The 15,158-nt window shown below is 54.9% G+C and carries 14 protein-coding genes and 1 tRNA gene; 11 read left to right on the top strand and 4 right to left on the bottom strand.

What is annotated here, in order from left to right:
• Positions 1–136 precede the first annotated feature (136 nt).
• The 5 genes from hflK (at position 137) to VGU61_RS18310 (ending at position 5,511) form a co-directional block, all read left to right on the top strand.
• Positions 137–1,432: an FtsH protease activity modulator HflK gene (gene hflK, locus VGU61_RS18330; RefSeq protein WP_326860682.1), complete on the top strand. Its 1,296-nt coding sequence runs from the start codon at positions 137–139 to the stop codon at positions 1,430–1,432.
• Positions 1,432–2,331 (top strand): protease modulator HflC, encoded by a 900-nt coding sequence (hflC, locus tag VGU61_RS18325; RefSeq protein WP_326860681.1) that lies wholly within the window; start codon positions 1,432–1,434, stop codon positions 2,329–2,331. Before hflK ends, hflC begins: the two co-directional genes overlap by 1 nt.
• Before the next feature lie 174 nt (positions 2,332–2,505).
• Positions 2,506–3,657, top strand: a complete 1,152-nt coding sequence (locus tag VGU61_RS18320; protein ID WP_326860680.1) for an ATP phosphoribosyltransferase regulatory subunit — start codon at positions 2,506–2,508, stop codon at positions 3,655–3,657.
• Positions 3,658–3,661: 4 nt separating this feature from the next.
• Positions 3,662–4,960, top strand: coding sequence for an adenylosuccinate synthase (locus VGU61_RS18315; RefSeq protein ID WP_326860679.1), 1,299 nt, complete (start codon positions 3,662–3,664; stop codon positions 4,958–4,960).
• Positions 4,961–4,965: 5 nt separating this feature from the next.
• Positions 4,966–5,511, top strand: coding sequence for a phosphoribosyltransferase (locus VGU61_RS18310; RefSeq protein ID WP_326860678.1), 546 nt, complete (start codon positions 4,966–4,968; stop codon positions 5,509–5,511).
• Positions 5,512–5,789: 278 nt separating this feature from the next.
• Here the strand turns inward: VGU61_RS18310 and VGU61_RS18305 are convergent.
• Positions 5,790–5,876 (bottom strand) — tRNA-Leu (locus tag VGU61_RS18305).
• Positions 5,877–6,026: 150 nt separating this feature from the next.
• On the opposite strand from VGU61_RS18305, the gene rnr reads away from it, so the two are divergent.
• The 4 genes from rnr to VGU61_RS18285 all read left to right on the top strand — a co-directional run bounded on the left by rnr (position 6,027) and on the right by VGU61_RS18285 (position 10,816).
• On the top strand, positions 6,027–8,462 hold the full coding sequence (rnr, locus tag VGU61_RS18300; RefSeq protein ID WP_326860677.1) for a ribonuclease R: 2,436 nt from the start codon (positions 6,027–6,029) through the stop codon (positions 8,460–8,462).
• Positions 8,462–9,202, top strand: coding sequence for a 23S rRNA (guanosine(2251)-2'-O)-methyltransferase RlmB (rlmB, locus tag VGU61_RS18295; RefSeq protein ID WP_326860676.1), 741 nt, complete (start codon positions 8,462–8,464; stop codon positions 9,200–9,202). Before rnr ends, rlmB begins: the two co-directional genes overlap by 1 nt.
• Positions 9,203–9,352: 150 nt before the next feature.
• Positions 9,353–10,102: a serine O-acetyltransferase gene (gene cysE / locus VGU61_RS18290; RefSeq protein ID WP_326860675.1), complete on the top strand. Its 750-nt coding sequence runs from the start codon at positions 9,353–9,355 to the stop codon at positions 10,100–10,102.
• Positions 10,103–10,111: 9 nt separating this feature from the next.
• Positions 10,112–10,816, top strand: coding sequence for a YceH family protein (locus VGU61_RS18285; protein WP_326860674.1), 705 nt, complete (start codon positions 10,112–10,114; stop codon positions 10,814–10,816).
• An 11-nt stretch (positions 10,817–10,827) separates the two neighbouring features.
• Here the strand turns inward: VGU61_RS18285 and VGU61_RS18280 are convergent, their stop codons facing one another.
• The 3 genes from VGU61_RS18280 to VGU61_RS18270 are packed head-to-tail and all read right to left on the bottom strand — an operon-like array spanning position 10,828 to position 12,754.
• Positions 10,828–11,628 carry a UDP-2,3-diacylglucosamine diphosphatase gene (locus tag VGU61_RS18280; RefSeq protein WP_326860672.1) on the bottom strand — a complete coding sequence of 267 codons (801 nt, stop codon included), beginning with the start codon at positions 11,626–11,628 and terminating at the stop codon, positions 10,828–10,830.
• A 31-nt stretch (positions 11,629–11,659) separates the two neighbouring features.
• Positions 11,660–12,148, bottom strand: a complete 489-nt coding sequence (locus tag VGU61_RS18275; RefSeq protein WP_326860671.1) for a peptidylprolyl isomerase — start codon at positions 12,146–12,148, stop codon at positions 11,660–11,662.
• A 27-nt stretch (positions 12,149–12,175) separates the two neighbouring features.
• Positions 12,176–12,754, bottom strand: a complete 579-nt coding sequence (locus VGU61_RS18270; protein WP_326860670.1) for a peptidylprolyl isomerase — start codon at positions 12,752–12,754, stop codon at positions 12,176–12,178.
• 343 nt (positions 12,755–13,097) lie between these two features.
• Here VGU61_RS18270 and cysS point away from each other — a divergent pair, with 343 nt between their 5' ends.
• Positions 13,098–14,495, top strand: coding sequence for a cysteine--tRNA ligase (cysS, locus tag VGU61_RS18265; protein ID WP_326860668.1), 1,398 nt, complete (start codon positions 13,098–13,100; stop codon positions 14,493–14,495).
• Between the two features lie 4 nt (positions 14,496–14,499).
• The gene (locus tag VGU61_RS18260) at positions 14,500–15,153 is read left to right on the top strand and encodes a DNA-3-methyladenine glycosylase (RefSeq protein ID WP_326860667.1); all 654 of its coding nucleotides are present in this window, start codon (positions 14,500–14,502) and stop codon (positions 15,151–15,153) included.
• Positions 15,154–15,158 lie beyond the last annotated feature (5 nt).

Here is a 15,158-nt window from a genome sequence, read left to right as displayed (position 1 = left end):
CTGAATATGCAAAAGCGGATGCGCTGACGCATCTGGATCGCCTGCCGGTCGATGAGCATCACGATGCACGAACCCAATAACAATCAAAATAATCAGTCAGCATTGCAAACCATTGTATAAACCGGATAGCCAAAGAATGCCCTTTTCCTTGCTAAAAAAAATAGGCTTGAAATTTTCTCTGAACGATCCTCGTTGGGGCCGCGGTTCACAAGACAATGGCCAGCAGCCAAATCACGATGGAAAACGACCAGGTGATGGTCCGCCCGATCTCGACCAGCTATGGCGGGATTTCAATCAGCGCCTGAACCGCCTGTTCGGAAACAAGGGCGGTGGCAGAGGAGGTGACGGGGGCGGTTTCACACCGGATATGAAAGGCGCAGGTATTGGCATCGGTCTGGTGAGCGCAATTATTGCGTTTCTTTGGCTGGTCAGTGGTTTCTTTATCGTGCAGGAAGGTCAGACTGCGGTGGTTTTGACTTTCGGAAAGTACAGTCACACTACCCCGGCCGGCTTTAACTGGCGTTGGCCCTATCCGATTCAAAGTCATGAAATCGTCAATGTGTCGCAGGTTCGGACCGTCGAAGTTGGCTATCGTTCCAGCATCAAGAACAAGCAGCCGAACGAATCGCTCATGCTTACTGATGATGAAAACATTATCGATATCCAGTTTGCAGTTCAGTATCGATTGAAGGATGCGTCGCAGTGGGTATTCAACAACCGTGATCAGGAGGAAATGGTCCGTCAGGTTGCGGAAACCTCCATCCGGGAGATTGTCGGCAGAAGCAAAATGGATTTTGTGCTGTACGAAGGGCGTGAGAAAGTGGCGCTCGATGTCAGCCAGCGGATGCAGCAAATATTGGATCTGTATAACTCCGGTGTAATGATCACCAACGTCACGATGCAGGCAGTCCAGCCACCTGAACAAGTCCAGGCGGCATTCGATGACGCTGTCAAAGCCGGACAGGACAGGGAGCGTCAGAAAAACGAAGGGCAGGCCTATGCAAATGACGTTATTCCAAGGGCTCGCGGTGCGGCCTCGCGTCTGATGCAGGAAGCAGAGGCGTATCGTGCTCGAGTGGTTGCGGCGGCCGATGGTGACGCCTCCCGCTTCAAACAGGTTCTGGTCGAATACGAAAAGGCGCCGGCCGTTACGCGGGACCGGATCTATCTCGATACCATGCAGCAAATCTTCGCAAATACGACAAAAGTGATGGTCGATGCCCGTACAGGAAATCAATTGCTCTACCTGCCATTGGATAAACTGATTTCCCAAGGTGCCGCGGACGCGGCGAGGCCTGCGACGGTAACGCCCGCGCCGACCGGTAATCCCGTGCCGCCGACCGCTGATCAACTTCGGTCACAAGATGGCGAACGCCAGAGGGATCCGAGGACGCGCGACGGACGGGAATCACGTGATCGGGAGACTCGATAATGAATCGCCTAATCTCTTTTATCATCATTGCGCTGATCGCTCTGTCGATCCTGTTTTCAACACTGTTCGTTGTTGATCAGCGTCAATATGCGATTGTTTTTGCGCTGGGTGAGGTCAAGCAAGTTATTTCCGAGCCGGGACTGCACTTTAAACTGCCGCCGCCGTTTCAAAATGTCATTTTCCTGGACAAGCGCATCCTTACTCTTGATACGCCCGAGGCCGACCGTTTCATTACAGCTGAAAAAAAGAACATTCTGGTCGATGCTTACGTCAAGTGGCGGATCGTCGATCCACGACTGTATTTCGTCAGTTTCACCGGCGATGAGCGGCGTGCGAACGACCGTATGTCCCAGATTGTGAAGGCGGCACTTAACGAAGAGATTACTAAGCGTACGGTACGTGAAGTGATTTCCGGCGAGCGTGGCAAGGTAATGGATGCGATTGAGAAAAAGGTCGTCAACGAGGCAAAGCAGATCGGTGTTGAGATCGTAGACGTACGCCTTAAACGCGTCGATTACGTTGAGCAGATCAATGCTTCGGTGTACGACCGGATGAAATCGGAGCGTGCCCGCGTTGCTAACGAACTGCGTTCAACTGGTGCTGCCGAGTCGGAAAAAATTCGTGCAGATGCGGATCGGCAGCGTACCGTGATTCTGGCCGAAGCATATCGCGACGCTGAAAAAATCCGGGGTGATGGCGATGCCAGGGCATCGCAAATCTATGCGCAGGCATTCGGACAGAATCCGGAGTTTTTCAGGTTCTACCGTAGCCTCGAAGCCTATCGTTCAAGCTTCAAGGACCGGAATGATCTGATGGTGATCGATCCGAATTCCGAGTTTTTCCGATATTTCAAGAGTGCTTCGGCTGGAACAGGCGCTGCTGCGCCTGCGAAGAAGTGATACAGACCTTCACAGTTACGAAGAATGCTGCAGGCTTGTTTCAGAGGCCACAGCATTCTTTTGCCATGTTCCATGGCATCGACCATGTTGCATATACTCACTGATGCGCCGAGCAGCCGCGTGACGTTGAGGCTTTCTTAGACCGATTTTTCCTCAAGCATTTGTTTTCCTTCCATGCCGAACTGGCTCCTTCCTGAAAACATCGCGGATGTATTGCCGTCCGAAGCCCGTAAGATTGAAGACTTGCGGCGTGCGATGCTGGACAACTTCCGGCTCTACGGCTATGAGCTGGTGATGCCCCCGATGCTCGAGTATCTCGAGTCGCTGTTGACTGGCGCTGGTCAGGACATGGATCTGCGCATGTTTAAGCTGGTAGATCAAATTTCCGGCCGGACCATGGGTATTCGCGCAGATATGACGACGCAGGTCGCTCGTATCGATGCCCACCTGTTGAACCGTACTTCGGTGACGCGCTTGTGCTATGCGGGAAGTGTATTGCATACACGTCCGTCAGGTTTACACGCAACCCGCGAGCCGTTGCAGATTGGCGTGGAAATCTATGGGCATGCCGGGCTGGAGGCCGACGCCGAAATCCAGGAGCTCGCTTTAGCCTCCCTTGCATTGGCTGGATTCGAAAAGGTTCGACTCGATCTGTGTCATGTCGGCGTTTTCCGGGCAATCATCGCAAATGATATGCAAGCCAGGAAGCAGGAAGCTGCGTTGTTCGGTTTGCTGGAGTCAAAAGATGTTCCCGGTTTGGAAACCATCAGCGGAAATTTTGCGGCAGAGACGCGCAATGCGCTGCTCGCCCTTCCCGGACTCTATGGGGACGCCGAGACTGTTTCGCGGGCACGCAAGATCTTGCCGTCACTTCCAGGCATCGCGAAGGCGCTGGATGAACTCGACGCGTTAATCAAATTGGCTGGAGCGGCAAGTGTTACTGTCGATTTGGCCGACCTGCGCGGATATCACTATCACAGCGGCGCAATGTTCGCCGCCTATGTTCCGGGGCTCCCCAATGCCGTCGCTCGCGGCGGACGGTATGACGAAGTCGGCGAGGCATTCGGCCGGGCACGTCCGGCAACCGGATTTTCAATGGACTTGCGGGAACTGGCGCGCCTGGTGCCGGTTGCCGGTCGTCGACGGGCGGTTCGTGCGCCATGGGGCCAGGATGCCGGTCTGAGAGCTAAAATCGCGGAGCTGCGCAGAGCAGGGGAAATTGTCATCCAAAGCCTGCCGGGCCACGAAAATGATCAGGACGAGTTCGACTGCGACCGCACGCTCGAAATCGATAGCGGAAATTGGATTCTAAAAAACTTAGGTTAAAAGCATGGCAAAGAATGTGGTGGTCATCGGTACCCAGTGGGGCGATGAAGGCAAAGGAAAAATCGTCGATTGGCTTACGGATCATGCGCAGGGCGTCGTGCGTTTTCAAGGCGGCCATAATGCCGGCCACACGCTGGTTATTGGCGGGCAAAAGACCGCTCTGCAACTCATTCCTTCCGGCATCATGCGCCCTGGCGTTGCTTGCTATATCGGAAATGGGGTAGTGTTGTCGGTGCCTGATCTGCTGAGGGAAATTGATAAGCTTCAATCGATCGGCGTGGAGGTCGCCTCTCGGCTCAAGGTCTCCGAGGCCTGTCCGATTATTCTGCCTTATCACACCGCACTCGACGCCGCTCGTGAAGCCGCCCGAGGCGCCGCAAAAATCGGCACCACAGGAAAGGGCATCGGTCCTGCCTACGAAGACAAGGTGGCGCGGCGTGCGATCCGGGTCGCCGATCTGCTGATCGAGAAGCGCTTTACCGAAAAATTGCGCGAAAACCTTGATTACCACAACTTCGTACTGACCCAGTATCTGGGCGCGCAGGCTGTCGATTTTCAGAAAACCCTGGACGACGCCTTGTCGACAGTGCCTCGTATTGCGCCGATGGTCGCTGATGTGTCTAGCGCTCTCTATGCCGAACATAAAGCCGGCGGCAGCTTGCTTTTCGAAGGTGCACAGGGCAGTTTGCTTGATGTCGATCATGGCACGTATCCGTTCGTGACGTCGAGCAACTGCGTTGCCGGAAATGCTGCCGCAGGCTCTGGTGTCGGGCCCAACATGCTGCATTACATACTAGGTATCACCAAGGCCTATACGACCCGGGTTGGTTCCGGACCATTTCCTTCCGAATTGCCTACTGATGTTGGGATAGGCAAGCATCTTGCCAGCGTCGGGCACGAGTTTGGTACAGTCACTGGACGTGCTCGTCGCTGCGGATGGTTTGACGCGGCACTGCTGCGTCGTTCGGTACAGATTAACGGCGTATCCGGAATGTGCCTGACCAAACTTGATGTGCTGGACGGGCTCGATTCATTGAAGCTGTGTACCGGTTATACGCTCGATGGGAAGAAGACGGATATTTTCCCCGTAGGCGCGGAAGATGCGGCCCGTTGTCAGCCGATCTATGAAGAAATGCCAGGATGGAAAGAATCCAGTGTCGGCGCCAAATCGATGGATGCATTGCCAGCCAATGCGCGTGCTTATATTGCCCGAATTGAAGAGCTTGTCGGCGTGCCTATCGACATGGTCTCCACGGGTCCTGACAGAGAAGAAACGATCGTTTTGCGACATCCTTTCCAGTAAGGCTCATGAAAAACACGCCACTGCCTGTTTCTGACGACAAGCATCTTTGGGTCGGATGGGATGATTACCATCGATCCATCGAGGGATTAGTGCGAGTTGTTCATGAATCCGGCTGGAAATTCGACCAGGTCCTCTGCCTTGCGCGAGGTGGATTGCGTCCGGGAGATGTATTTTCGCGAATATTCGATTTGCCGCTCGCGATCCTCTCGACCAGTTCGTACCGCGCCGAGGCGGGCACGGTGCAGGGCGCGCTCAACATCGCCAAGCATGTCACCGTCACCAAAGGCTCGCTCGAAGGCAGGGTCTTGCTGGTTGATGATCTCGCCGATTCGGGCGTTACCTTGTCGAAAGTGCAGCGGCACCTGCAAGCGAATTTTCCGATGGTGACCGAGGTTCGTTCTGCCGTCATTTGGTGCAAAGCTTGCTCAACCTTCAAGCCTGATTATTACTTGGAGTATTTGCCAACCAACCCCTGGATTCACCAGCCATTCGAGGAATATGACAGCATGCGCCCGGAGCAGGTCATAGCGCGTTTGAAGGACGGCGATTGACTATCGAACTTCGTCACGAAGTTTGTGATCCAATCACGGTTTTATGGCGCTGTTATGACCAAGCACCGGTCGATGCTGTTTGATATGGATGGACTGTAGGCACATCCATATCCAAGATTTCGGGTCATTAGATTGTTGGATTAGATGCAGTTCGCGGCGCTTGGAAGATTTGCCGGCAGGACGTACCAAGGTTTTGCTGATCCGAGTTAGATGTTTTGCGAAAGAAGGATGTGTCAGAAAGAAAAAAGGCCCGCATATGCGGACCTTTTTATAAAGCTTGGTGCCCAGAAGAGGACTCGAACCTCCACAGTGTTGCCACCGCTAGGACCTGAACCTAGTGCGTCTACCAATTCCGCCATCTGGGCGATGCGAAAGACAAGAATTATAGCTGAACAATTTAGGATGTCAATCTAATCGGAAAGTGAAATCCTCCGAAAGTTTGAAGCTTGTTAGGTAAATGGAACGCTCGTCCGTTACACTACCTCGTACCAATAAAAATTAACTGAAGTACTCTTTTGAGCCAATATTCATACACAATCCCCAGCCGAGAGGAAATTCTTGGCATCCTACGCACCGCAACAGAACCACAAGACGTGAATTCTCTTGCTGCGGCACTCGATGTGAAATCCGATGAGATGGATGGTTTGACGCGCCGCTTGAATGCGATGGAGCGCGACGGACAAATCAAGCCGAATCGAAACGGTCATTATCATCTCGCACATCAACCCAACTTTATTGAGGGCCGCATCAGCGGCCATCGCGAAGGCTATGGCTTCCTGATTCCGGATGACGGCGGCGATGATATTTTCCTTCCCGAGAAGGAAATGCAAAAGGTCCTGAACGGCGATCGCGTGCAAGTACGCATCATCGGCACCGACCGCCGTGGTCGGCCTGAAGGTACGATCGTGGAAGTTGTTTCGCGGGCCAATACTCACGTAATCGGTCGCCTGTTGAATGAAAACGGCGTTTGGATCGTTGCTCCGGAAGATAAGCGGATCGGACAGGATATTTTGCTTGTAGGATCGCCGGGCAAAGCAAAGACCGGGCAGGTGGTCAGCGTTGAGCTTACGGAACAGCCATCACGCTTCACGCAACCCATCGGGAAAATCGTCGAGATCCTCGGCGATATCGATGATCCCGGCATGGAGATCGAAATTGCGGTACGCAAATACGGCGTGCCGCATGAGTTTTCTGAAGCGGCAAAAAAGCTTGCCGCCAAACTGCCTTCCGAAGTGCGCGATGCCGACATGGTCGATCGCGTCGACTTGCGTGATATCCCACTGGTGACGATTGACGGCGAGGATGCGCGCGATTTTGACGACGCCGTCTATTGTGAGCCTGTGAAAATCGGCCGCAGCAATGCTTACCGCTTGATTGTCGCAATCGCCGATGTCAGTCATTACGTCAAACCGAATGACGCACTCGATGTGGATGCGCTTGAGCGCAGCACGTCGGTGTATTTTCCTCGCAGGGTCATTCCGATGCTGCCGGAAAAATTATCGAACGGACTCTGTTCGCTCAATCCGAATGTGGACCGCCTCACCCTTGTATGCGACGCGGTGATCACCTCCAAGGGCGAAATCAAGGCGTACCAGTTCTATCCGGCGGTAATCCATTCCGCGGCTCGGCTTACCTATACCGAAGTGGCGGCGATTCTTGCCAATACCAAGGGCACGGAGGCGGCCAAGCGCCAGACGATCGTCCCGCATATCCTGCATTTATACGAGGTATTCCAGGCCTTGCTGCAGGCTCGCCATGCGCGGGGCGCGATCGATTTCGAGACTACTGAAACGTATATCGTCTGTAATGCCGCCGGCAAGATCGAACAAATACTTCCGCGTACCCGCAACGATGCTCATCGGGTCATCGAGGAGTGCATGCTGGCTGCGAATGTCTGCGCCGCCGACCTGCTGAAGCGCTTCAAACATCAGGGTGTGTTCCGCATTCATGCCGCTCCCAGCAAGGAAAAACTGAACCAGCTCAGAACGTTTCTGAAGCAGGCCGGCCTCAATCTGGGCGGCGGCGACACGCCGGCAGCATCCGATTACGCGGAGCTTTTGCCGAAGATAAAGGCTCGTCCAGATGCGACTCTCCTGCAGACCATGTTGCTGCGCTCGATGCAGCAGGCAGTTTACAGTCCTGAGAATATTGGGCATTTCGGCCTGGCATATGAGGCATACGCGCATTTCACCAGTCCGATCCGGCGTTATCCCGATCTGCTGACGCATAGAGCCATCAAGGCGATCCTGCAAGGCAAACGGTACGAGCCGAAAGGTATCGATACCGGCGTCCTGAACACCACATTGTCTCCGGCGGCACGCAAACTGCAGGCACAGGACAAGGCTGCCGGAAAAAAGAAAAGCGAGGGTGATCTTGCAATCTGGGAGGCGCTTGGAATTCATTGCTCCGCCAATGAGCGCCGGGCTGACGAGGCGTCACGCGATGTCGAAGCGTGGCTGAAGTGTTACTTCATTCGCGATAAGCTTGGCGAAGAATTCAGCGGTACTATCTCCGGTGTGACGCCATTCGGTATCTTCGTTCAACTGGACGCCTTGTATATTGAGGGATTGGTGCACGTGACGGAACTGGGCGCGGACTATTTTCAATATGATGAGGCTCGGCACGAACTCCGCGGGGAGCGAACAGGCATACGCTACCAGCTGACCGACCGTGTCATGGTACAGGTGAGCCGGGTCGACCTGGACGCCCGCAAGATCGATCTGCGCCTCGTCACTGAGCCGGGCATCAGGACTGTCCTCAAGAACGAAGCGCGACGGGCCGAAGGTGAGCAGACGCGTGAGAAAGGGGTCAAGGCAAAGGCTCCGCGCAAGGCGGCGAGTAAAGCGGGTTCCAGCACGCGCGGCACCCGAACCAAATCCACCTCAGGCGCCACCGACAAAAACCGTACAGCAAAAGCTCGTGCGAAATCTGGAAAGAAGAAGCGCTCCTGATGAAAAGTAAAATGATATTCGGCTTCCATGCCGTAACGGCGCGCTTGCGCCATGACGCCTCTTCCGTGGAAGAAATCTATGTCGATGCATCCCGGCATGATCGTCGAATGCAGGAATTGCTCCGGGCTGCGGAAGCGGCGAAGGTACGCATCATCCAAGCGGACGACCAGCGTCTGAACGGCATGGTGGGTACCCGTCGGCATCAAGGCGTGGTGGCCAAGGCCGGGGAGTTATCGCTGGCACGAAATCTCGATGAGTTGCTGGACATGATCGAAGGGCCGCCGCTGCTGCTGATTCTCGACGGCGTAACCGATCCGCATAATTTGGGCGCCGCATTGCGCGTCGCGGATGGGGCCGGTGCTCACGCCGTAATCGCACCGAAAGACCGCGCGGTCGGCCTGAATGCTACAGCGGCCAAGGTGGCTAGCGGCGCTGCCGACAACGTGCCTTACATCACGGTAACCAACCTCGCAAGAACCCTTCGGGAATTGAAAGAGCGCGATATCTGGCTGATCGGTACGACCGATGATGCAGAGAAATCGCTGTACGAAGCGGATTTTTCGGGTCCTGCCGCCTTGGTCATGGGCTCCGAAGGCGAGGGAATGCGGCGGTTGACAAGGGAAAATTGCGACTTGCTTGTCAGCATCCCGATGTTCGGGTCAGTCGAAAGTCTGAATGTGTCAGTGGCTTCAGGGGTATGTCTTTATGAAGCGCGCCGGCAAAGGCTAGCCAAGGGCTAAACATCGCATCCTGATGGCGGAAAGGGGGATCCCGGAGCGATCGGCGGGGTCTCTCTCGCCGCGTGCCACCTGCATGCCGACCTCTTTCCTTCAGCAAAGGTCGTCGCAACAGGTTAACATACCTCTCAAGACCACCCATCCCGTTTCACTATGTTCAGCCGCCTCCGCGAAGACATCGCCAGCATCATCGACCGTGACCCTGCCGCACGCACGACATGGGAAGTGCTGACCTGTTATCCGGGCTTTCATGCGATCGTGATGCATCGCTGGGCGCGCTGGTGCTGGCAGCGCAATCTCAAATGGCTGGGCCGCTTTATTTCGCATATCGCCCGCTGGCTGACCGGTATCGAGATCCATCCGGGTGCGACCATCGGCCGCCGGGTCTTCATCGACCATGGTTTCGGCGTGGTGATCGGCGAAACGGCCGAGGTGGGCGATGACTGCACCATCTATCAAGGCGTAACGCTTGGCGGTACTTCATTAAGCAAAGGCGCGAAGCGTCATCCAACGCTTGGTCGAGGAGCGATCATCGGCGCCGGCGCAAAAGTGCTTGGCGGATTCACCGTCGGGGAGGGCGCCAAGGTGGGCTCCAATGCAGTGGTGGTCAAGGAAGTGCCTCCGGGTGCGACTGCCGTCGGCAATCCTGCGCACATTGTCCAAAAAGATCAGACACGGCAGCGTGAGGAAGCGACCGCGCGCATGTTTGCCGCCTACGGTGTGACCCCAAATGGCGACGATCCGTTGTCAGCCGCCTTGCACGGCTTGATCAGCCATGTGGCAGCGCAGGAAAATCAGATTCAAAAAATGATTGTTGCTATGAAGGCGGCCGGTGTGTCTTGCGAAGTGCTGCCCGAATTGCAGAAGTTCAATCCAGAGCAACTTAACAAGATGGTCGAATAGGACAGGATGATGACAAGTGGGCACAGCGATCCTGAAGCGCAAGCCGCATCAGGAACTGACAGCAATTTTCTCGACCCTTTTGAAATTCGTGTACTTGCGGTATTGGCAGAAAAAGAGGCGCTGACGCCCGACAACTACCCGCTGTCCCTCAATGCGCTGCAAAACGGATGCAACCAGCTCTCCAGCAGGGATCCGGTCATGTCGATCTCGGAGGAAGTTGTGCAGGAAGTGCTGCAGCGCCTCATTGAAAAAAAGCTCGTTTCTGAGGTCAGGCAGGCTGGCGCACGGGTGGTGAAGTATGAACACCGGATGCGCATGAAGTGGTCGCTCGAACAGGAAAAGCTTGCGGTCCTGGTGATGCTGATGCTTAGAGGCGTGCAAACGGCGGGCGAAATTCGGGCGCGCAGCGGCAGGGTGCACGAGTTTTCCGGTGTTGCGCAAGTGGAGGGCGCACTGCAATTCCTGATCGATAAATACCCGCCACTCGTTGCGAAGCTGGCGCGTGCGCCAGGCACCAAGGAATTCCGGTACGCGCACCTGCTTGCCGGCGAAGACGCCGTGCAACGGTACGAAACCGCAGCGAGCTTTTCTGCGGAGGTTGAGACGCCGCGCCGCGATCGGGTTGCGCAACTTGAGGAAGAGGTTGTCCGGTTGAGGCAGGAGGTTGAAAGGTTGACGCAGCAGTTCGACGAGTTCAGGAAGCAGTTCGAGTAAGCCGGCTGGCTTTAGTCTTCCTCTGTCCCATCAAGGCCATGGCGGGTGATTGCGCCATCGGCACTCACTGCGATCCATCCGCCGCGTGGAGGTTTGGTATCACAGTCCCAATCGGGAAGCACGTAGCGCACACGGGGACTACTTGCATTATCGGCATCGACGTATACGTGCCGGGCAGGACGATGCGTATGGCCATGGATGATGATCGAACTGCCTGTCCTGCGGAAAAGTTCATCGATCGCGGCTGGATTCACATCCATGATCCCGTAAGACTTGCTTCGTTGCGCTTCCTGACTGCCGGTTCGCATGTCAGCAATAATCGCCTTTCGCTGGGCCAGAGGCATCGCTAGAAAGGTGCGCTGCCAGTCTGCCTGGCGCACTTGGGCACGGAACGCCATATATCCGGCATCGTCGGTGCACTGAGCATCGCCGTGTACCAGCGCAATGCGCCTTTCGCCAATCGTTATGGCGAAGGGCTCTTCAAGCAATTGCAGGCCCGCTGCCTTTGCAAACGCCGAGCCGACCAGAAAATCCCGATTGCCTCCTACCCAGAAAACTTTGACGCCTGCTTCACTGATCTTTCGAATGCGATCGGCCACGGTCGCGTTGTAGCTGTCGATGAGGTCGTCATCCCCGGCCCAGTATTCGAACAAATCGCCTAGCAGGAAAAGCTGTTCGGCACGGGATGCCTGCGTCTGCAGGAAGGCAAAAAAGGCCTCAGTGGTTCTTGGCAACGCCGGTTGAAGATGGATATCCGAGACAAACAGCGCAACTGGAGCCGGCTGCGCTTTGTCGGTCGGTGCAGGCAGCATGTCCTTCACCGGATTGCTGGAAACGGGCCGATCAAACGATCTCCGCTTTTTCGATAACAACATTCTCTACCGGTACATCGGCATGCATGCCGGCCCGCGTAGTTTTTACTGACTTGATTTTGTCGACCACATCGGTACCTTCCACCACTTTGGCAAAGACGCAGTAGCCCCATCCATCCTGGCCTGGATAATCGAGGAAGCCGTTGTTTTTCACGTTAATGAAGAACTGCGAGGATGCGGAATGCGGATCGGATGTGCGGGCCATCGCGAGCGTATAGGGCTCGTTCTTCAAGCCATTCTTCGCTTCATTTTCAATCGGTGCATTGGTCGGCTTTTGTTTCATGCCGGGTTCAAAGCCGCCGCCCTGGATCATGAAGCCATCGATCACCCGATGGAAAATCGTGCCGTTGTAGTGGCCGGAACGCACGTAGTTGAGAAAATTCTCAACCGTTTTCGGTGCTTTATCCGCGTCGAGCTCGACCTTGAACTGGCCGTGGTTGGTGGTGAAAATGACAGCCATGGTAATCCTTATGTGGGTTATGAATGCTTATTTGCTGATCGATGCCGATTCGATCAGAACCGGTTTGGCAGGTACATTTTGATACATGCCGCTTGAGGTTGTGTCGACGGCCTTGATCTTGTCGACTACTTCCTTGCCTTTCACTACTTTCCCGAATACCGCATATCCCCAGCCGTCCTGTCCCGGATGGTTCAGGAAGCTATTGTCATTGACGTTGATGAAGAACTGCGCAGAGGCCGAATGCGGTGCCGAGGTACGCGCCATTGCCAGCGTGTAAGGCTCATTCTTCAAGCCGTTCTTGGCTTCGTTTTCAATTGGAGGATTGGTGGGTTTCTGTTTCATGTCCTTGTCGAAGCCTCCGCCCTGAATCATGAAATTTCCGATGACCCGATGGAAGATGGTACCGTTGTAATGACCGCTTTTCACGTATTCGAGGAAATTGGAAACCGACTTCGGCGCCTTCTCCGGGTACAGTTCCAGCGTGATGTCTCCCAAACTGGTTTTCAGAAGTACTTGGGGATTGTCGGCTGCATGGGCAATTCCGAAGGCTGCGGCGAGGTAGGCCGCAGCAACCAGGCGTGCGAATGTACGGCGGGAATATTGCATCGTGGTTTCCTTGAGCTCTTTACAGAGAGTTTTCGATTGTGTATCTTCCGTGTCCCACGGCAACTTTTGCACTTGGTCCAGCAAAAGATCTTATTGAAAAGGCATGCCGCCCGATAGTTCAACCGCAAGTCCGAACATGGTTTGGCACTTGTGTCAAAACGGGTTTTTATCAATGTTATACTGCAACGCGGTCGCGTATTTTATCAAAATAAACACTGCAAACAATCCCGGCAAATCCATCATATCCTGTGATCACGCCAACCATGCAGTGGCGTCGACAGTGCGGTAGGATGCGCGAAGCCAGTGCGGTGACTGCAGCAAGCCGGAACAGATAATTTGCCCCATGAGTGTCATCAAAATCTATAACACGCTAGCGCGTGAGAAGCAGCCTTTTGTTCCGATGCAGGCTGGCAAGGCACGCATGTATGTATGCGGCATGACCGTGTACGACTATTGCCATCTGGGTCATGCTCGTGTCATGGTGGTGTTCGACATGGTGCAACGCTGGTTGCGGACATCAGGATTGGATGTCACCTATGTTCGTAACATCACCGACATTGACGACAAGATTATCAAGCGGGCCGTCGAGAATGGCGAAAGCATCTCTCAACTCACCGAGCGCTTCATTGCCGCCATGGATGAAGATGCCGCAGCACTCGGCGTGCAAAAGCCCGATCACGAACCTCGTGCGACGCAATACGTGCCGCAGATGCTTGCGCTGATCGGCAAGCTGGAACAGCGGGGCCTGGCCTATCGAGCCCCCGATGGCGACGTCAACTATTCGGTACGGGATTTTCCTGGCTATGGCAAGCTGTCCGGCAAATCACTGGATGACCTGCGCGCAGGCGAGCGTGTCGATCTTAATGCAGGCAAACGAGACCCCCTCGATTTCGTGTTATGGAAGGCTGCCAAGGAGACCGAGCCTGACGAAGTAAAATGGGCGTCGCAATGGGGCAGCGGCCGGCCAGGTTGGCATATTGAATGTTCCGCGATGGGATGCGAGTTGCTGGGCGAGCATTTCGACATCCATGGCGGCGGCCAGGATCTGCAATTCCCCCATCATGAAAATGAGATTGCCCAGTCTGAAGGCGCACATGGTGGCACATTCGTCAACTACTGGATGCACAATGGCTTCGTGCGGGTCGACAATGAAAAGATGTCGAAGTCGCTCGGCAATTTCTTCACCATCCGGGATGTACTGAAAAAATACGACGCCGAGGTGGTGCGCTTCTTCATATTGCGTGCTCATTACCGCAGCCCGCTCAACTATTCCGATGCGCATCTCGATGATGCCCGCCAGGCCTTGACCCGCCTTTACACTGCGCTCAAAGATGCCCCGCCCGACGATCTTCCCTTGGATAAAAATGAGGGACATGCACTACGTTTCATCGACGCAATGAACGATGATTTCAACAGCCCGATCGGAATGGCTGTGTTATTCGAACTGGCAAATGAAGTTAACCGCACAAAATCGTCCAGGCTTTCCCGGCAGCTTAAAGATCTGGCCGCGACGATCGGGTTGCTTCAACGCGATCCGCAGGCATTTCTGCATGCAACGCCTGCAAGCGATGTTGACGGCGGATTGACCGAAGCCGAAATCATGCGCCAGATCGAAGCCAGAGCTGCAGCGAAGAAGGCAAAGAATTTCGCCGAGGCGGACAGCATCCGCGCAAATCTTCTTGCGGCTGGCATCGTGTTGGAAGACAAGCCCGGCGGGTTGACCGATTGGCGAAGGGCTTGATCCGATGGCGAAGCTTAAACCGGTCGAGCCGGCATCCTGCGTCCCTGCATATTGGCAAGATGCCAAGGAAGAACTAATGAAGCGCGACCGCATCATGCGGCGCTTGATCCCTCAGTTCGGGGATCTTCATCTCGTTGGACGCAGTGAACCCTTTACTACCCTGGTACGTTCAATTCTGTCGCAACAAATTTCCGTCAAGGCCGCGGAGACCATCTGGTTGCGACTGCTTGAGGTCTGTCCCGGATGTACCCCTGCGCAAATCTTGAAGGCCGGCAACGAAAAATTGGCGACATGCGGCTTGTCCAAGCGTAAGGCAGAGTACATCACCGATCTTGCCGAGCATTTCAAGGCAAAACGCGTCCATGTTGATCAGTGGGCCGACATGGATGACGAGAATGTCATTACTGACCTGACCCAAATCCGCGGCATAGGACGCTGGACAGCAGAGATGTTTTTGATATTTAATTTGCTTCGCCCCAATATTCTGCCGCTGGACGATGTAGGCTTGTTAAGAGGAATCAGTGTCAATTATTTCTCTGGCGAGCCTGTGTCACGCAGCGACGCGCGCGAAGTCGCGGCGAACTGGGAGCCGTGGCGGACGGTCGCGACGTGGTATTTGTGGCGCAGCCTGGATACCACCCCTGTCCCTGTGAAATAAACAAC

This window comes from Noviherbaspirillum sp., from assembly GCF_035944575.1.
Classification (GTDB): domain Bacteria; phylum Pseudomonadota; class Gammaproteobacteria; order Burkholderiales; family Burkholderiaceae_D; genus Noviherbaspirillum.
This window is presented reverse-complemented; position numbering and strand designations above follow the sequence as displayed.